Source organism: Amycolatopsis sp. MEPSY49 (assembly GCF_051337345.1).
Lineage (GTDB): Bacteria > Actinomycetota > Actinomycetes > Mycobacteriales > Pseudonocardiaceae > Amycolatopsis.
Genome location: NZ_JBDLYJ010000005.1, coordinates 34,777 through 51,461, shown reverse-complemented (window position 1 = coordinate 51,461; position 16,685 = coordinate 34,777). Strand labels below are relative to the sequence as shown.

Sequence of the window (16,685 nt, the reverse complement as noted above, 5' to 3'; positions counted from 1 at the left end):
CCGAGGGTGCCCGGATTGACTGGGAATCCGGGCAGAGAACGAGGGGATCGGTTGTGACGGAGCACAAAACCGGCGGCGACCTGACCCTCGGCGGGCAGCGCGTCCACGAACGGCTGACCCGGGAGGAGCCCGAGCTGATCGCGCGGGTGCTGACGCGCATCCAGGAAGAGGTCGCCGACTACCGGCGGCTGCCGGTCGAGGAGCTGGCCGGCGACATCGCGCGGATCACCCAGCAGGCGGTCCGCGCGTTCGCCCGCAGCCTGCGCGAGGACCGGCAGCTCAACGACGCCGAGCTGCGGCAGATCGGCGCGTCCGCGGTGCGCCGCGCCGAGGAGGGCTTCCCGCTGGAGGCCGTGCTGACCGCGTACCACGTCGGCGCTCGGGAGATCTTCGCCGTCGGCTCGGCCGAGTCGGGCAGCGCGGACGTCGCGGACCTCCTCGACGTCGCCGACCGGGTGCTCGCGTTCGTCGGCACGATCACCGGCGCCGTCACGCGGGGTTATCTCGAGGAGCTGCGCACGAAGGTCGGGCAGGAGCACACCGCGCGCCGGACGCTGCTGTCGGTGCTCGCCGACGGCGGCCCGGTCGACGGCGTCGCCCGCAGCGCCGGCATCACGCTGCCGGCGCGGTACCTGGTGCTGAGCGTCGAGCTGGGGCCGCACGCCGACGAGGCGTCCCCGGGCGTCGACGCGGGGATCGCGATCCGCCGCAAGCTGCGGCGGTTCCTGGCGGCGTTCGAACAGTCCTGCGGCGACGGGGTCCTGGCGTCGCTGGACGGGCCGGGCGGGCTGGTGCTGCTGCCGCTGGCCGGCCGGCTCGCCGACGTGGCGGAGTGGCGTTCACTGCTGGACACGGCCGGCCGCGCGGCGGGGGTCGACGTGCTGGCCGCGGCGGAGACGGCGGCGCCGTCGGAGGTCCGGCTCGTGGCCGCGCGGACGGGCGAGGTGCTGGAAGTGCTGCGCTGGTTCGGGCGGCCGCCGGGGCTGTACCGGCTGGACGACGTCCTGGTGGAGTACCAGCTGACCCGCCCGGGCGAGGCCCGCGACCGGCTCGCGGCGGTGCTGACCCCGCTGGACGCGCACCCGGAGCTGATCGAGACGCTGGCGGCGTACCTGGAGCTGGACACGAACCGCCGCCGCACGGCGGCCCGCTTGCACGTCCACCCGAACACGGTGGATTACCGGCTGCGGAGGGTGCGGGATCTGACGGGGATCGACCCGCTGCACCCGGCGGGGTTGCCGCGGATCATCGCCGCGTTGGCGGCCCGGCGGGCTTCGGAGCCGCGGCGCGGGTGATCGGGGTGGAGGGGACCGGCCTCGGCGAGCCTCCCGATCCCGCCGAGGCCCATCACCTGTCAGCCCACCCCGGTCAGGTCGGCGCGGCGGATGCCGGCTTCCGCAGGCCGGCGGGGCGCGGGTACCCGCACCGACACCCGCTGCCGAGCGCGCGCGGCCCACCCCACCACCAGCGCTGCCGCGAGCACACTCGCGGCCACCGCCGAAGCCGCGTCGAACCGCAGCTCCCCGGCCCGGCCGAGCACGAACCCCGAGTCCAGCGCCCACGCCACCGCCGCGACCCCGATCGCGGCGGCGACCGAGCTCCACACCACCGTCAGCAGCACCACCGGCCCGAGCGTGACCAGCGCGTACCACGGATGTCCCGTCGCACCGCAGAGCTCCGCCAGCACCACCGCGATCACCGCGGCCACGCAGCCGAACGGGAACCCGAAGCCACCACTCATGCCGTCCAGCAAAGCCGCGGACCAGCCCGCCGAGCATGACCCCGGACACATTCCCTACGCCCGTACCCCCGGATCTTGACGCGCTATTGACCCGTCACGCGGGCGATCGCCGAAACCAGCGTCGGCCACACCGCGCGCGGCAGGTTGTGCCCCATTCCCGGGATCACCAACAGCTCCGCGCCCGGGATGGCCTCCGCCGTCGCCTTGCCGCCGCTCACGTCGATCAGCGGGTCGGCGTCGCCGTGCACGACCAACGCCGGAAGCCGCACCGAGCGCAGGCCGGCCGTCCGGTCGCCCGACGCCATCACCGCCGCCGCGTGGCGCAGCGTGCCCACCGGGTGGCGGGCGCGGTCGTAGTGCAGCGTCGCCTTGGCCAGCAGGAACGCCTCGTCGTCCGGGTAGCCGGGGGAGCCCAGCCGCCGGTAGCCGTCGACGCTGTCGGCGAGCGCCTGCTCGCGGGTCGACGCCGGCGGGCGCGCCAGCAGCGCCAGCGCCCACGGTTCGGCCTGCCCGACCGCGGGGTCGCCGGTCGTCGACATGATCGACGTGACCGACAGCAGCCGGTCCGGGTGGTCGATCGCCAGTTGCTGCACGATCATCCCGCCCATCGACGCGCCGACGACGTGCGCGCGTTCGATGCCGAGCGCGTCGAACAGCCCGACGGCGTCGTCGGCCAGGTCCGAAAGCCGGTAGGGCGCCGTGGACAGGTCGCCGGCGGCCAGCGCGGCCAGGTCCGGCGCGGGCAGGTCGTCGAGCCACGTCGAGAGCCCGACGTCCCGGTTGTCGTAGCGGACCACGAAGAACCCGCGCGCGGCGAGGAGTTCGCAGAAACCATCCTCCCAGGTGATCATCTGGGCGCCGAGCCCCATCACCAGCACCAGCGGCGGACCGCCCGGATCGCCGAAGGTGTCGTACTCGAGCTCGAGACCGTTGGCCTGTGCGCGTGCCATTCCCCGATCCTGCCGTACTCCCGCGGCCCTGGCACCGGTCCCACCCGTGCGGTTACCGTTACCCCCCATGCCGACCTCATCCTCGGGCACGGGCCAGCGCCCCCGGTCGCGCGCCGCGGCGGGACTGCCGGCGCTCACGGCCGACCGGATCATCGACGCCGCGACGGCCCTGACCGCCGAACGCGGCCTCGACAACTGGACGCTGCGGGAGCTCGCGCGCGCGGTCGAGGCCTATCCGGCGGTGATCTACCACCACGTCGGCGACCGCGACGCGGTGGTCAACGCCGTCGTCGACCGGGTGGTCGGGCTGCTGGAGCTGCCCGCCGGGGACCTGCCGTGGCAGGAGTGGTTCACCGAGCTGCTGGCGTCGCTGCGCGCGCTGCTGCGCACGTACCCGGGTTGCGCGCGGCGGCTGGCGCTGTTCGGCCCGTCGGTCAAGGCGGCCACGCTGAGCATCGACGCCGGCGTCGGCGTGCTGCTGAAGGCGGGTTTCGGCCGCGAGAGCGTGCTGGCGTACAACCTGCTGCTGATGACCGCGTGCCAGTTCGTCGCGATGGAGGACGACCGCGACGGCGCGCTCGCGCTGCGGATCGACAACACCGAGGAGTACGCGACCTACCGCGAGCGGGCCGACCTGCCCGGGATGGCCGAGCTCGGCGCGGCGATGCACGACCTGATGGGCGATCCCGACCTCGCGGCGGGCTACTACGCGCAGCTGTACGACTACGCGGTCGGCCGGTGCCTCGACGGGCTCGCCCACCGCCTCGGCGAACTGGGCGAATCGGGCGACGCGGGGTTGACAGCGACTTGACAGCGCCCCGGCGTACCGTGGACGTGCGTCGGCGGTCCGCCGCCGGCCCGGAGCCCCTGGCGCCCTCCTCCCCCTCGTGGCGCCGGGGGCTTCGGTCTATTCCGGACCGTTGCGCCGCCCCGGTTCCGCCTGGATCGCCGGGAAGATCTCGCCGACGAGCGTGACGAGCGATTTGGACAGCAGCAGGTGCACCTGGGCGCGGGTCAGGGAGCCGCGCACGAGCCATTCCCGGCCGGCGGACTTCACCATCCCGCCGAACGCGCGCACGAGCGCGTTGAGCTCCGGGCCGTGTTCGCTCGCGCTGGAGAGCCCGACGGCTTCCAGTACGCGGTCGGCGGATTCGCGGTCGGCTTCTTCGAGGATGCGCTCGACTTCGAGGTCGCGCCCGATGCCTTCCGGCGCGATCGCGGCGAGCCACATCCGCTCCTGGCTGGTGACCATGTCGAGGAACCACTCGATGGCGACGTCGGCGCGCAGTTCGAGCGGCCCGTCCGGGAGGATTTCGACGGCCAGCCGCGGCACGGTCAGCGCGCGGCGGATGATTTCCAGGTACAGCTCGCGTTTCGTGCCGAAGTAGTGGTTGATCAACCCCCGCGCGACGCCGGCTGCCGCGGCGATGTCCGAAGTGGACACTTCGGAGTAGGGACGTTCACCGAACAGCCGCGCCGCGCAAGCGTAGATCTGTTCCTTCCGTTCGTCCGGTTCCAGTCTTCGCCATCTCGGCGCCGGCTCGGTGTTCATGGTCCCATCGTCGCACGTGGGCTGGGGCGGGGCAGGGCAATGGGCACGATGCCGGACCCGATGGCACGATCGGGGCACGCTCGGTCCGGCAGCGTGATCAGTCGCGCCCGGTTCCGTGGCCGGCGCGCCCTGACGTAGTGAATGACTCATTCCTGTCGTGGGGCGTGGTGAATGACTCATTGCTGTCGTCGCGGCCGCGCGCGGTGCGTACCGGCCGGCACGCTCAGTCCGGCAGCGTGATCGGCGCGAGGTCGTCGAACAGGTCCCCGGGCCCCGGGTTCACCGGATCGGTTCTCCCGCCGAAGTGGTGCAGCACGCCCCACACCGCGTTGAGCGCCGTCTGGACCGCGCCTTCCGCCCAGCCCGCCGTCCACGACACGTCGTCGCCCGCCAGGAACAGCCCCCGGTACCGCGCCGGCAGCGAATCCTGCATGAAGTGCGTGAACAGCCGGTGCTGGTAGCGGTAGTGGCCCGGCAGGTTCGCCTTGAACGCGCCCATGAAGTGCGGCTCCGCCTCCCACGACACCGTCACCGGGTCGCCGATGATGTGCCGCCGGACGTCCACCCCCGGGTAGATCTCGCGCAGCGAACCGAGCATCACCTCGACGCGCTCGCCCACCGAGAGCGGCAGCCACTTCAGCGAGTCGTCGGCCCACGTGTAGGACAGGCAGATCACCGCGGGCTTCGCGGGGTCGTCGCCGAGCAGGTACGTGCCCCGCGGCATGCGGTCGGTGAGCGTCATGCTCATCGTGTCGCGGCCGGTCGCCGAGTCGGGGTCGAGCCAGAACGGCCGGTCCACCGGCACGAACACCTTCGACGACTCCATGTAGTGCGTGCGCTCGATCGCCGTCCAGTGGTCGATGGGGAACAGTGCCTCGTCGCATTCGATCTTGGACAGCAGCATCCAGCTCTGCGCGGTGAACACCGCCGCCGGGTACGTCCGGATGTGCCCGGACGCGTCGGTCACCGTGATGTTGTTCGGCGCCGTCCGGTGCAGCCTCGTCACGCCCGGTCGCGGTCCGCCCTCGTGCAGCGACGCCAGCGACGTTCCGGCAGGCCAGAAAGCGGTTTCCGCGGGCGCGTGCTCCCACAACCGCAGCGGGAGCTGCCTGCTCCCGCCGACGATGCTGCGGTGCTCGTCGTCGGCTCCGGTGTAGACGACGCGCAGGATCTCCAGGATGGAGTTGGGGAAGTCGGTGTCCCAGCCGCCGGTGCCGAAGCCGACCTGGCCGAAGATCTCGCGGTGGCGGAAGGAGGCGAACGCGGGGGAGTCGCAGAGGAAGCCGTAGAACGTCTGGTTGTCCAGCCGCGGGACGAGCTCGTTCCACAGCCGCTTGATCGTCTTCGCGTCGCGGTCGCGGATCGCCGTCTGCATCTCGGCGAAGGACGCGTGCTCGGCCAGGGTCCGGTCCCACGCCGCGGCGACGTCGCGGAAGACCGCGGGCAGGTCCTCGGGCGTGCGCGCGTAGTGACTCTGTCCTTTGAGGTCGACTACGGTGCTCGGCGTCTCGGGCGCCAGCGGGTTCGGGAACGGCGTGGTTTCGAGGCCGACCTTGTCGATGTAGTGGAACAGCGCGGTCGACGCGGGCGGGAAGCGCATCGCGCCCATCTCGGCGACGACGTCGTCGGGGCAGCCCGGGAAGCGGACCGTGCGCAGCCGGCCGCCGATCTCCGCGATCTCGTGGACCACCGGCCGCAGACCCAGTTTCATCAGCTCGTACGCGGTGACGATGCCGGACAGACCACCGCCGATCACCGCCACCTCGGTGCCGTGGCGCTCGGCCGGGATCGAGCCGAGCCCGGCGGGGTGCGCGAGGTAGTCGTCGTAGGCGAACGGGAAGTCGGGCCCGAACATCGTGATCGGGCGGCCCGCCGGCTCGTCGTGGTGGATCGCGGTCGGGACAGCGGAGGTCATGCGGTGGTTCCTCGGTACAGTTCGGGCCGCCGGTCGGCCAGGTGGGTGTTCTCCAGCCGGGACGCGGTGAGCGCTTCCCGGGTCACTTCGGCCTCGATCAGCGCGGGTCCGGCGCCCGCGCGGGCCAGGACCTCGCCGGTCGGGGCGGCGACGCAGGAGCGGCCGCAGTAGGACAGCTCCTGTTCGACGTCGCAACGGTTGGCGTAGGCAACGAACAGCTGGCTTTCGTAGGCTCGCGCCGGAACCAGCGTGTCGGCGACGAGCTCGTAGGGGCTCATCAGGGCGGTCGGCACGACCAGCAGTTCGGTGCCGGCCAGCGCGTGGGCACGGACCAGTTCGGGGAACTCGACGTCGTAGCAGATCAGCAGCCCGATCCGGACGCCCGCGATGTCGGCCTGCACGACCGGCTCGTCGCCCGGGGTGAACCACCTCTTGTCGAGGTCGCCGAACAGGTGGGTCTTGCGGTAGTTCGCCAGCCGCCGCCCGGTGGCGTCGATGAGCTGGACGCTGTTGTAGACGGTGCCGCCGTCGGTTTCGGGGTAGCCGTACACCAACGCGGTTCCGGTTTCCCGGGCCAGTGCGGACATCTTGGCCGCCGTCGGACCGTCGGCGGGTTCGGCGAGTTCGTGCGTGCGCGCGCCGATGTGGTAGCCCGTCGTGCTCATCTCCGCAGTGACGACGAGGTCGGCGCCCGTCCGGGGCAGGTCGCCCAGCGGACCTTGGTGGATCGCGACCCTCATGCCAGCCTCGACCGCCGGATCCCGTAGCCGAAGTAGATCAGCAGGCCGAGCGCCATCCAGCCGCCGAAGACGACCCAGGTGGCGCCGTCGAGGCTGAACATCATGTAGCCGCAGCAGAGCACGCCGAGGATCGGCGTCACCGGCGAGAACGGCACGCGGAACGAGCGCGGCCGGTCGGGCTGGCGCCGCCGCAGCAGCAGGACGGCGATGTTGACCAGCAGGAACGCGAACAGCGTCCCGATGCTGGTGGCGTCGGCGAGCTTGCCCAGCGGGATGAACGCGGCCAGGACGGCGACGAAGGCCGAGACGACCAGCGTGTTGATCCGCGGCGAGCCGGACTTGGCGTCCACCTTGGACAGCGACTTGGGCACGAGGCCGTCGCGGGACATCGCGAACAGGATGCGCGTCTGTCCGTAGAGGACGGTCAGCACGACGCTGGAGATCGCCACGATCGCGCCGACCGCGAGCAGGCCGGCCCAGAACGGGTTGCCCGACACGACACCCAGCACGTGCGACAGCGCGGCTTCCTGACCGTCGAACTGCTGCCACGGCAGCGCGCCGACGGCGGCCACGGCGACCAGGCAGTAGAGCACGGTGACGATGCCGAGCGAGAGCAGGATCGCCCGCGGCAGGTCGCGCTGCGGGTTCTTCGCCTCCTCGCCGGCGGTCGACGCGGCGTCGAACCCGATGTAGGAGAAGAACAGCTTGGCGCCGCCGGCGCTCATCCCGGCCAGCCCGAGCGGCAGGAACGGGCTGAAGTTCCGCGCCTTCACCGCGGTGAACGCGATCGCGCAGAACAGCACCAGCGTGCCGATCTTCACCGCGACCATGACGGCGTTGGCCCGCGCGCTCTCCTTCGCGCCGGACAGCAGCAGGACCATCGCCAGGAGCACGACGACGATCGCGGGCACGTTGACGACCCCGCCCGACCCGGGCGGCTGGCTCAGCGCGTCGGGAATGGCGAAGCCGAAGGCCAGCCGCAGCAGCTCGTTGAGGTACTGTCCCCAGCCGACGGCGACCGAAGCGACCGAGACGCCGTATTCGAGCACCAGGCACCAGCCGCAGACCCAGGCGACCAGCTCGCCGAGCGTGGCGTAGGCGTAGGAGTAGGACGAACCGGACAGCGGGATCATGCCGGCGAGCTCGGCGTAGGAGAGCGCGGAGAACAGCGCGGTGACGCCGGCGAGCACGAACGACAGGACCACCGCCGGTCCGGCCACCGGGACGGCTTCGCCCAGCACGACGAAGATGCCGCTGCCCAGCGTCGCGCCGATGCTCAGCGTGGTGAGCTGCCCGAGGCCGAGCGACCGCTTCAACGTGCCGTGATCACTTTCGGCGACCAGATCGGCGACCGGTTTCCGCCGCACCGTCGCGGCCCGCAGATTCATGCCGACGACGGTATCGGCCGTCCTGGACGCACAAAACAGGACGACGTTGCGCGTACAGATGAATCACAGGTGATTCATTGCACAGGACGTGTGAAACATGGCGAATCGTTCCGCGAGCTACTCGGCGGCGGGGAGCAGCAGCGTGAACGTCGGCGGCTCGGGCTTGCTCAGCCGCAGCCGGCCGCCCTCGGCTTCGGCGAGGCCACGCGCGAGGCGGAGGCCGATCCCGTCCCCGCCGGTCGCGGCCGCGAACGGGTCGGTTTCGCCGAGGTCGGGGCCTTCGTCGGCGACGTCGATGGCGAGCGTGTCCCCGGCGTCGCGGGCCACCACCGTGACGGTGCCCCGCCCGTGGGTCACCGCGTTGTCCAGCAGCACGCCGAGCACCTGCCGGACGGCCGCGGCCGCGACCCGGGCCGGCGGCGGGTCCTGCCGGATGATCCGCAGCGCCCGTCCACGCGGGGTCAGCAGGGCTTCGCCGGACTGCCGGAGTTCGTCGAGGAGGGCGTCGAGGTCGAGCTCCGCCCGCGGCGCCCGGCGCTCCCGGCCCAGGGCCAGGAGGTCGTCGATCGTGCGTTCCAGCCGGTCGGCGGAAGCGATCCCGGAGCGGATCGCCGCGTACGGGTCGGCGGCCGGCGTCTGCAACGCGGCTTCGAGCTGCAGGCGCAGCCCGGTCAGCGGGGTCCGCAGCTGGTGCGATGCCTCCGCCGAGAACGCGCGCTCGCGTTCCAGCGTCTCGCCGATCCGGGCGGCCGTGGTGTCGAGCGCCTCGCCGACCTGGTCGATCTCGGCGATGCCCGCCCGGGGCGCCCGGGCGGTGAAGTCGCCGTCGCCGAGCCGTTCGGCCGCGGCGGCGAGCTCCTCCATGGGGCGCACCAGCCGCTTGGTGGACCGCCGGGCCATCAGCCAGCTGACCCCGGTCGTCGCGACCGCGAGCCCGGCCATGCCGAGCCAGGTCAGGATGATCCGCAGCCGCAGCTGGGACAGCGGCATCGCGGCGCGGACGACGCCGGTCACCCGGGGGCCGCTGACCACCGGCACGGCCAGCGCCATTTCGTCGCCTTCGCGGCCGATGACGACGTCCACCGTGGCCTCGGCCGCCTGCCGCTCGACGGGGCCGGCCACGGCGGGCCCGTGCCCGGCGAGCAGCCGGCCGTCCGGGGCGTAGATCGCGACCTCGCCCCTGGCTTCGTCGTCCTCCTCGTCGAGCGGGGGCACGGCCGGCCGCCGGCCGGCGTTCAGGTCTTCCGACACGGCGAGCGCGGTGGTGTCCGCGGCCCGCTCCAGGTCGCCCTTCACGTCGTCGTGGTAGTACTGCCACACCGCGAAGCCCAGGGGCAGCGCGAACAGCACGGTGGCGACGAGTGCGGCCAGCACCGTCAGCGAGGTGATCCGGCGGCGCACGCCTCAGCCCTCGGCGAGGGTCCGCGTGGGATCCTCCAGCCGGTAGCCGTGGCCGCGCAGGGTGGCGATCCGGGGTACCTCGACCTCGGGCCCGGCGGCCGACGCGAGCTTGCGGCGCACCGCCGCGATGTGCACGTCCAGGGTCTTCGTCGAGCCGTACCAGTGCGCGTCCCAGACCTCGGACATCAGCGTCTCGCGGCTGACGGCGACCCCGGGCTGCTCGGCCAGCCGCGCCAGCAGGTCGAACTCCTTCGCCCGCAGCACGACCTCGTGCCCGCCCACGGTGGCGCGGCGGCCGGCGATGTCGACGGTCAGCCCGCCGACGGTCACCGGCGGCCGGGCCCCGGCCGGCGCGCCGCGGCGCAGGTGCGCACGCACCCGGGCCAGCAGCTCGCCCAGCCGGATCGGCTTGGTGAGGTAGTCGTCGGCCCCGGCGTCGAGGCCGACGACGACGTCCATCTCCTCCTGCCGGGCGGTGAGGATGACCAGCACGGCGACCGGCAAGGCGCTCCGCAGGCGGCGGCAGACCTCGACGCCGTCGAGGTCGGGCAGGCCCAGGTCGAGCAGCACGAAGTCGAATTCGCCGGCCTCGGCGGCCTGCAGGGCGGTGCGGCCGTCGCGGCGCCAGCACACTTGGTAACCGTGCAGTCGCAGGGTCGATTCGAGCACGCTGCCGATCGCCGCGTCGTCTTCCACCACCAGCAGGTTCGGCATGCCGGGAGCCTAACCAACGACCCGCGGGAATCCCGACGACTGTGGCCTATTCCGCCCGTGTCCCGAGGCCGATCTGCGATATCCGCAGTGCGGCTCGGGGGCGGCCTCGGTAATCGCAGCCACTTCGGCGGGCCCGAACCGGCTGCCGGACCACCTGCCCGGCGTCGCGGCGATGCCATGAAAGGGTCGTTCATGTCGTCTGACGAGGTGAACGACCCGTTCATGACGTGCGGGCGACCGGATCGGCCGCGCTGACCTCAGGCGACGTGTCGCTCGAACGCCGCGACGGTCTCGCTCAGCACCTCCGCGCCCGGCCGCGCCCACAGGTCGGCGTTGAAGACCTCCACCTCGATCGGGCCGGTGTACCCCGCCGCCTCGACCGCCGCGCGCAGGTGGCGGTGGTCGATCGGGCCGTCGCCCGGCAGCGCGCGCCCCAGCAGCGGGTCCGGGAGCGGCACCAGCACGTCGCACACGTGGAACCCGGCGATCCGGCCGGCCGCCGCGGCGATCGACGCCTCGATGCGCGGGTCCCACCACACGTGGAACTCGTCGACGATCACCCCCACCTGCTCGGCCGGGTGCTCGGCCGCGATCGCCAGCGCCTGGTCCACCGTGGACAGCACCGACCGGTCCGCGCACTGCATCGGGTGCAGCGGCTCCAGGCCGAGCCGCACGCCGCGTTCGCCCGCGTACGGTGCCAGCTCGCCCACCGCGTCCGCGACCCGCTGCCGGGACGCCGCGAGGTCGTTGCCCGCGATCCCGCCCACGACCAGTACGAGGACGTCGGCGCCCAGCGTCGCGGCCTCGTCGATCGCCTCCCGCGTCCGCGCCACACCGTCCACAGGGGACCCTTCCGGCGTCACGCCGGTGAAGAACCCGCCGCGGCACAACGACGAAACCCGCACCCCGTGGTCCTTCAGCAGCCGCGCGGCCGCGTCGACCCCGGTTTCCGCGACCTTGTCCCGCCACAGCCCGATCCACCCGACGCCGGCCGCCGCGCACCCGGCCGCCGCCTCCGGCAGCGACCAGGCCTTGGTCGTGATCTGGTTGAGGCTGAACCGCGGGTCCATCACGCCACCCCCGCGACCCGCAGCACCGGCCGCATCCGGGCGACGGCCAGGTCGGGGTCGGCGAGCACGCCCGCCGCGTCGGCCAGCCGCAGCAGCGTGGCCAGGTGGGTGATCGTGCGCGCGGACTCGCTGCCGGCGAGCATCCGGAAGTGCTCTTGATGGCCGTTCAAGTAGGCCAGGAAGACGACGCCGGTCTTGTAGTGCCGGGTCGGGGCGCGGAAGATCTCGCGCGCCAGCGGCACGGTCGGGTCGAGCAGGGCCGCGAACCCGGCGCGGTCGCCGTCGTCCAGCCGGGCCAGCGCGGCCGCGGCCACCGGGGCGATCGGGTCGAAGATGCCGAGCAGAGCCTCGCTGTGACCTTGGCCATCGCCCGCGATGAGCCGCGGGTAGTGGAAGTCGTCGCCGGTGTAGCAGGCGACGCCCTCGGGCAGCGCGCGCCGGAACTCGGTCTCGACCTCGGCGTCCAGCACCGAGACCTTCACCCCGGCGATCGTGCCCGCGTGCTCGGCGCAGAGCGCGGCCAGCTCTCCGGCCGCCGCGCGGACGTCGTGGTGGCCCCAGTAGCCGGCCAGCGCCGGGTCGAACTGTTCGCCCAGCCAGTGCAGCAGGACCGGGCCGCTCGCCTCGGACAGCAGCTTCCCGTAGGCCGCGTGGTAGTCGTCGGGGCCCTTCGCCGCCGCGGCCAGCGCGCGGCTCGCCATGACGACCGGGACCGCCCCCGCGCCGCCGACCAGGTCCAGCTGTTCACGCCAGGCGTCCACAATGGACGCCGGAGTGGCCGGACCCGCGGGCAGCTGGTCGGTGCCGACACCGGCGCACCACCGGCGGCCGCCGGCGATCGCCCCGGTGCGCGTCACGAGCTCTTGGGTGGTCGCCCAGTCGAGCCCCATGCCGCGCTGCGCGGTGTCCATCGCCTCCGCCACGCCGAGCCCGCACGCCCAGAGGTGCTCGCGAAAGGCCAGGGTGGTGTCCCAGTCGATCGTGTCGGGTTCGTCGGCGAGCGCGTCCACGACGACGTGCACGGCGGCGTAGGCGATCCGCGAGGACGGCGGCGTGCCCGGCGGCCCGGGCCGCGGCGGGCCGGACGGCGACCAGTTCACGAGCCCACCGCCGGGGACCGGGAGCACGAGCATCGGGTGACCTCCGCGGGAGTCAGAAAGCGCTTTCTCGATTCCACGGTAGGGCCTGTGCCGGAGCACGACAAGGCCCGACCGGGGGTCAGCGCTTGGGGCGCGCGGTGCTGTCCCGCAGGACGACTTCGCCCGACAGCCGGACGGTCCGCGGCCGGGTCCCCGCGGCCCCCTTGACCGCCAGGTCCATCGCCCGTTCGCCGAGCTCCTCCAGCGGCAGCCGGACCGTGGTCAGCGCCGGGGCGAGGTCGCGGACGACCGGGATGTCGTCGAAGCCGGCGACCGAAATGTCCCCGGGCACGGACAGGCCTTCCTCGCGCAACGCCGTCATCGCGCCGATCGCCATCACGTCGGTGACGGCGAAGACGCAGGTCGGCAGCTTGCGCTTGCGGCCGGCCAGCAGCCGCTTCGTCGCCTCGTAGCCGCCGTCGCGGGTGAACGCGCCCTCGATGACGTCGTCCTCGCGCAGGGTGATGCCATGCTCGGCGAGGCCGTCGGTGAACCCGGCCAGCCGGTCGATGACGGTGCTCAGCTTCCGCGGCCCGGCCAGCACGGCGAACCGCTTGTGGCCGAGCCCGGCCAGTGCCTTCGCGAGCGCCGCGGCGCCGCCCTTGTTGTCCGGCTGCACGGTGTCGATCTTGAGCCCGCGGTGCCGGCTGACCGCCGCGACCTGCCCGCCGCCGCGGCGGTAGGGCTCGAGTTCGGCGGCCATCGCGCGTTCCCACGCGCGGTCCTCGAACGCCGAGCCGATCAGCAGGATCGCCGCGGCCCGCTGCGCGCGCAGCGTCGAGACGTAGGCGACTTCGCGGTCCGGATCGCGGAAGGTGCCGGCCAGCATCACGAGCAGCCCGTTGTCGGTGGCCACCCGCATCACCCCGCCGGCGATCGCCGCGAAGTACGGGTCGCTGACGTCGTGGCAGATCACGCCGACCGTGCGGTGGGTGCCCCCGGCGAGCGCCTGCGCGTGCGCGTTGGGGGCGTAGGCCAGTTCGGCCGCGGCGGCGGAAACCCGCTCCCGCAGGTCGGCGCGGACGGACGCGGTGCCGTTGAGCACCCGCGACGCCGTCGCGAGCGAGACGTTCGCGCTGCGTGCCACGTCTTCCAGTGTCACGTGCGGCCGGGCCTTCATGGCTGGCTCCTCCAAGATCGGTTTCGGGTGTCTCGGCGTGCTCGGTCGGTGCAATCTACTGGGAGGGGGGTGGGCCGGGAGAAGCCGCTGGCCGGGGGACCTGACCCGTTCGAGTGAATTGCGCGGGAAGATCCGCGGCCACGGGTTTGTTGAAAACAAGGAGAACCTTCAAGTGGTTTGAACGCCACTGCCCCGAAGACCGCGAAAGGAACACGCATGCTGTTCGGTGACGAGCACGTCCGCCGCTACGAGGAGACCGACGGCGAGGTCGGCCACGACTGGAAGGACGGTGTCCCGACCCTCGTGCTGACCACCAAGGGCCGCAAGACCGGGCAGGACCGCAAGTTCGCCCTGATCTACCAGGAAGTCGACGGCAACCCGGTGATCGTCGCCTCCAAGGGTGGCGCCCCGAACCACCCCGGCTGGTACTTCAACCTCGTCGAGAACCCCGAGGTCGGCGTGCAGGTGAAGGCGGACAAGTTCAAGGCCCGCGCCCGCACGGCCGAGGGCGAGGAGCGCGCGAAGCTGTGGGAAAAGCTCGCCGCCGTCTGGCCGGACTACAACGACTACGCGAAGAAGACGGACCGCGAGATTCCTGTGGTGGTTCTCGAGCGACTGTGATCTGCGCCGCGTTCGGCGCGCGCGAGGGCCGATCCGGCCGGTCGTGGACTACGAATGACAGCCATGGACCGCTGGACCGCCCTGGACACCGAAGGTGAGCTGCTCACCCGACGCCAGATGATCGCCTACGGCCGGCGCTTCGCCCGCGCCGGCCGGGGCGCCTGGTACAGCTTCGCGATCGAGGTCGTCTGGCAGTTCCTCGCCCAGACGACCCGGTTCCGGGTGCGGGGCTCGCACCACATCCCGAAGACCGGCGGTGTGCTGGTGGCGTCGAACCACCTGTCGTTCGCCGACCCGACGACGCTGACGGCGTTCTGCCTCGCCGCCGGCCGCGTGCCGCGCTACCTGGCGAAGGCGTCGCTGTGGAACCTGCCGGTGGTCGGCCGCGTGATGCGCTCGGGGCGCCACATCCCGGTGTACCGCGGCGCGGCGACGGCCGCCGAGGCCTACCGCGACCTGGTCGCGTCCGTGCGGGCCGGCGAGTGCGTCGCGGTCTTCCCGGAAGGCACGTTCTCGAAGGACCCGGACGGCTGGCCGATGCGCGGCAAGACCGGCCTCGTGCGCGCCGCGCTCGAGACCGGCGCGCCGGTGATCCCGGTGGCCAACTGGGGTACCCACCACCTGCTGCCCGCGACGGCGTGGTTCCCGCGCGGGTTCCCGCGCAAGACCGTCGAGCTGGTCGCCGGGCCGCCGGTCGACCTCTCCGACCTGCGCGACCGCCCGCTCACGCGCGAGGTGCTGGAGGAGGCGACGGCCCGGATCATGGGCGAGGTGACGTCGTTGCTGGAGACGATCCGCGGCGAGGAGCGTCCCGCCGCCGCGTGAGGTCCGCGTCACCCCGCCCGCAACTGTCCGAAGGGGTAGTTTCGGGCGTATGAGTGCACAACACTTCGATGTCGTCGTGCTGGGGGCCGGGGTCGGCGGCTACGTCGCGGCGATCCGCGCGTCCCAGCTGGGGCTGAGCGCCGCCGTGGTCGAGGAGAAGTACTGGGGTGGGGTGTGCCTGAACGTCGGGTGCATCCCGTCCAAGGCGCTGCTGCGCAACGCCGAGCTCGCGCACGTCGTGACCCAGGAGGCCGCGGCGTTCGGGATCTCTTCCGACAGTCCGATCCGGGTGGACTACACGGCCGCCTACGAGCGGAGCCGGAAGGTCGCCGACGGGCGCGTCAAGGGCGTGCACTTCTTGATGAAGAAGAACAAGATCACCGAGTTCGACGGGCACGGCACTTTCGTCGACGACCACACCCTCGAGGTGAACGGTTCGCAGATCAACTTCGATCACTGCATCATCGCCACCGGTGCCACCACTCGGTTGCTTCCCGGGACTTCGCGTAGCTCGCGGGTGGTCACCTACGAAGAGCAGATCCTTTCCAGTGAGCTGCCTTCCAGCATTGTGATCGCCGGTGCCGGGGCCATCGGAGTCGAGTTCGCTTATGTTCTCCACAACTACGGTGTCGACGTCACCATCGTCGAGTTCCTCGGCCGGATGGTGCCGCTGGAGGATGCCGAGGTTTCGGCTGAGCTCGCCCGGCGGTATCGGAAGCTGGGCATCAAGGTCTTGACGTCGACTCGGGTCGAGTCGATCGACGACTCCGGTTCGTCGGTGCGGGTGACTGTCTCCTCGGAGAAGAACGGTGAGCAGGTCATCGAGGCCGACAAGGTTCTGCAGGCCATCGGGTTCCAGCCCCGGGTCGAGGGGTACGGGCTGGAGAAGACCGGCGTCGCGTTGACCGATCGCGGTGCTATCGCCATCGACGGTCGTGGGCGTACCAACGTCGAGCACATCTTCGCCATCGGTGATGTGACCGCGAAGCTCATGCTCGCTCATGCCTCCGAGTCGATGGGGGTTGTTGCCGCGGAGACCATCGCTGGTGTCGAGACCATGGAACTCGACTTCCCGATGATCCCTCGGGCTACCTACTGTCAGCCTCAGATTGCCAGCTTCGGGTGGACTGAGGCGCAGGCTCGGGAAAAGGGTTTCGATGTCAAGGTGGCAAAGTTTCCCTTCACCGCCAACGGGAAGGCTCAGGGGCTCGGGGATGCTGGTGGGTTCGTCAAGCTGATCAGTGACGCCAAGTACGGGGAACTGATCGGGGGGCACCTCATCGGGCCTGATGTCACTGAACTGCTTCCTGAGCTTACTTTGGCTCAGCAGTGGGATTTGACCGTTCACGAGGTCGCTCGGAACGTTCATGCTCATCCGACGCTTGGTGAAGCTGTCAAGGAAGCTGTTCACGGGCTTGCTGGGCACATGATCAATATGTGATTGGTTGTCCTTCGCCCCGATCCGGTGGCCGTGTACCGCGGCTTCGTATCGGGGCCGGGGAGGTGTGG

16 protein-coding genes are annotated in these 16,685 nt (G+C 71.9%); 5 read left to right on the top strand and 11 right to left on the bottom strand.

Annotation, left to right across the window (positions count from 1 at the left end; genetic code table 11):
• Window positions 1-53 precede the first annotated feature (53 nt).
• Entirely contained in the window at window positions 54-1,295 is a 1,242-nt protein-coding gene (locus ABFJ78_RS23360) for a PucR family transcriptional regulator (RefSeq protein WP_436388477.1), read from the top strand.
• A 59-nt stretch (window positions 1,296-1,354) separates the two neighbouring features.
• Here the strand turns inward: ABFJ78_RS23360 and ABFJ78_RS23355 are convergent, their stop codons facing one another.
• Both ABFJ78_RS23355 and ABFJ78_RS23350 read right to left on the bottom strand, forming a co-directional pair.
• Complete coding sequence (locus ABFJ78_RS23355; protein WP_436388476.1) at window positions 1,355-1,741, bottom strand: hypothetical protein; 387 nt, start codon at window positions 1,739-1,741, stop codon at window positions 1,355-1,357.
• An 83-nt stretch (window positions 1,742-1,824) separates the two neighbouring features.
• On the bottom strand, window positions 1,825-2,691 hold the full coding sequence (locus ABFJ78_RS23350; protein WP_436388475.1) for an alpha/beta fold hydrolase: 867 nt from the start codon (window positions 2,689-2,691) through the stop codon (window positions 1,825-1,827).
• A 67-nt stretch (window positions 2,692-2,758) separates the two neighbouring features.
• Here ABFJ78_RS23350 and ABFJ78_RS23345 point away from each other — a divergent pair, with 67 nt between their 5' ends.
• Entirely contained in the window at window positions 2,759-3,502 is a 744-nt protein-coding gene (locus tag ABFJ78_RS23345) for a TetR/AcrR family transcriptional regulator (protein WP_436388474.1), read from the top strand.
• Between the two features lie 96 nt (window positions 3,503-3,598).
• Here the strand turns inward: ABFJ78_RS23345 and ABFJ78_RS23340 are convergent, their stop codons facing one another.
• The 9 genes from ABFJ78_RS23340 to ABFJ78_RS23300 form a co-directional block, all read right to left on the bottom strand.
• The gene (locus ABFJ78_RS23340; RefSeq protein WP_436388473.1) at window positions 3,599-4,243 is read right to left on the bottom strand and encodes a TetR/AcrR family transcriptional regulator; all 645 of its coding nucleotides are present in this window, start codon (window positions 4,241-4,243) and stop codon (window positions 3,599-3,601) included.
• Between the two features lie 223 nt (window positions 4,244-4,466).
• Window positions 4,467-6,158: a flavin monoamine oxidase family protein gene (locus tag ABFJ78_RS23335; RefSeq protein WP_436388472.1), complete on the bottom strand. Its 1,692-nt coding sequence runs from the start codon at window positions 6,156-6,158 to the stop codon at window positions 4,467-4,469.
• Entirely contained in the window at window positions 6,155-6,898 is a 744-nt protein-coding gene (locus ABFJ78_RS23330; protein ID WP_436388471.1) for a carbon-nitrogen hydrolase family protein, read from the bottom strand. Before ABFJ78_RS23330 ends, ABFJ78_RS23335 begins: the two co-directional genes overlap by 4 nt.
• Window positions 6,895-8,286: an amino acid permease gene (locus tag ABFJ78_RS23325; RefSeq protein ID WP_436388470.1), complete on the bottom strand. Its 1,392-nt coding sequence runs from the start codon at window positions 8,284-8,286 to the stop codon at window positions 6,895-6,897. Before ABFJ78_RS23325 ends, ABFJ78_RS23330 begins: the two co-directional genes overlap by 4 nt.
• A gap of 117 nt (window positions 8,287-8,403) precedes the next feature.
• The gene (locus tag ABFJ78_RS23320) at window positions 8,404-9,687 is read right to left on the bottom strand and encodes a sensor histidine kinase (protein ID WP_436388469.1); all 1,284 of its coding nucleotides are present in this window, start codon (window positions 9,685-9,687) and stop codon (window positions 8,404-8,406) included.
• A 3-nt stretch (window positions 9,688-9,690) separates the two neighbouring features.
• Window positions 9,691-10,401 carry a response regulator transcription factor gene (locus ABFJ78_RS23315; protein ID WP_436388468.1) on the bottom strand — a complete coding sequence of 237 codons (711 nt, stop codon included), beginning with the start codon at window positions 10,399-10,401 and terminating at the stop codon, window positions 9,691-9,693.
• Window positions 10,402-10,658: 257 nt separating this feature from the next.
• Window positions 10,659-11,471 (bottom strand): sugar phosphate isomerase/epimerase family protein, encoded by an 813-nt coding sequence (locus ABFJ78_RS23310; protein WP_436388467.1) that lies wholly within the window; start codon window positions 11,469-11,471, stop codon window positions 10,659-10,661.
• Window positions 11,471-12,604 carry a DUF993 family protein gene (locus tag ABFJ78_RS23305; RefSeq protein ID WP_436388466.1) on the bottom strand — a complete coding sequence of 378 codons (1,134 nt, stop codon included), beginning with the start codon at window positions 12,602-12,604 and terminating at the stop codon, window positions 11,471-11,473. The genes ABFJ78_RS23310 and ABFJ78_RS23305 overlap by 1 nt, the downstream gene beginning before the upstream one ends.
• A gap of 85 nt (window positions 12,605-12,689) precedes the next feature.
• The gene (locus ABFJ78_RS23300) at window positions 12,690-13,730 is read right to left on the bottom strand and encodes a LacI family DNA-binding transcriptional regulator (RefSeq protein ID WP_436388465.1); all 1,041 of its coding nucleotides are present in this window, start codon (window positions 13,728-13,730) and stop codon (window positions 12,690-12,692) included.
• A gap of 216 nt (window positions 13,731-13,946) precedes the next feature.
• Between ABFJ78_RS23300 and ABFJ78_RS23295 the strand changes: the two genes are divergently transcribed.
• The 3 genes from ABFJ78_RS23295 to lpdA are packed head-to-tail and all read left to right on the top strand — an operon-like array spanning window position 13,947 to window position 16,617.
• Window positions 13,947-14,351: a nitroreductase family deazaflavin-dependent oxidoreductase gene (locus ABFJ78_RS23295; RefSeq protein ID WP_436388464.1), complete on the top strand. Its 405-nt coding sequence runs from the start codon at window positions 13,947-13,949 to the stop codon at window positions 14,349-14,351.
• A gap of 54 nt (window positions 14,352-14,405) precedes the next feature.
• Window positions 14,406-15,176 carry a lysophospholipid acyltransferase family protein gene (locus ABFJ78_RS23290; protein ID WP_436388463.1) on the top strand — a complete coding sequence of 257 codons (771 nt, stop codon included), beginning with the start codon at window positions 14,406-14,408 and terminating at the stop codon, window positions 15,174-15,176.
• 49 nt (window positions 15,177-15,225) lie between these two features.
• Window positions 15,226-16,617, top strand: a complete 1,392-nt coding sequence (lpdA, locus tag ABFJ78_RS23285) for a dihydrolipoyl dehydrogenase (RefSeq protein ID WP_436388462.1) — start codon at window positions 15,226-15,228, stop codon at window positions 16,615-16,617.
• The last annotated feature ends 68 nt before the right edge of the window (window positions 16,618-16,685 follow it).

Coding starts and splice junctions, on each gene's coding strand:
- ABFJ78_RS23345 (WP_436388474.1), top strand. CDS start 2,759: ATGCCGACCTCATCCTCGGGCACGGGCCAGCGCCCCCGGTCGCGCGCC.
- ABFJ78_RS23335 (WP_436388472.1), bottom strand. CDS start 6,158: ATGACCTCCGCTGTCCCGACCGCGATCCACCACGACGAGCCGGCGGGC.
- lpdA (WP_436388462.1), top strand. CDS start 15,226: ATGAGTGCACAACACTTCGATGTCGTCGTGCTGGGGGCCGGGGTCGGC.
- ABFJ78_RS23350 (WP_436388475.1), bottom strand. CDS start 2,691: ATGGCACGCGCACAGGCCAACGGTCTCGAGCTCGAGTACGACACCTTC.
- ABFJ78_RS23330 (WP_436388471.1), bottom strand. CDS start 6,898: ATGAGGGTCGCGATCCACCAAGGTCCGCTGGGCGACCTGCCCCGGACG.
- ABFJ78_RS23340 (WP_436388473.1), bottom strand. CDS start 4,243: ATGAACACCGAGCCGGCGCCGAGATGGCGAAGACTGGAACCGGACGAA.
- ABFJ78_RS23305 (WP_436388466.1), bottom strand. CDS start 12,604: ATGCTCGTGCTCCCGGTCCCCGGCGGTGGGCTCGTGAACTGGTCGCCG.
- ABFJ78_RS23310 (WP_436388467.1), bottom strand. CDS start 11,471: ATGGACCCGCGGTTCAGCCTCAACCAGATCACGACCAAGGCCTGGTCG.
- ABFJ78_RS23325 (WP_436388470.1), bottom strand. CDS start 8,286: ATGAATCTGCGGGCCGCGACGGTGCGGCGGAAACCGGTCGCCGATCTG.
- ABFJ78_RS23315 (WP_436388468.1), bottom strand. CDS start 10,401: ATGCCGAACCTGCTGGTGGTGGAAGACGACGCGGCGATCGGCAGCGTG.
- ABFJ78_RS23295 (WP_436388464.1), top strand. CDS start 13,947: ATGCTGTTCGGTGACGAGCACGTCCGCCGCTACGAGGAGACCGACGGC.
- ABFJ78_RS23300 (WP_436388465.1), bottom strand. CDS start 13,730: ATGAAGGCCCGGCCGCACGTGACACTGGAAGACGTGGCACGCAGCGCG.
- ABFJ78_RS23355 (WP_436388476.1), bottom strand. CDS start 1,741: ATGAGTGGTGGCTTCGGGTTCCCGTTCGGCTGCGTGGCCGCGGTGATC.
- ABFJ78_RS23290 (WP_436388463.1), top strand. CDS start 14,406: ATGACAGCCATGGACCGCTGGACCGCCCTGGACACCGAAGGTGAGCTG.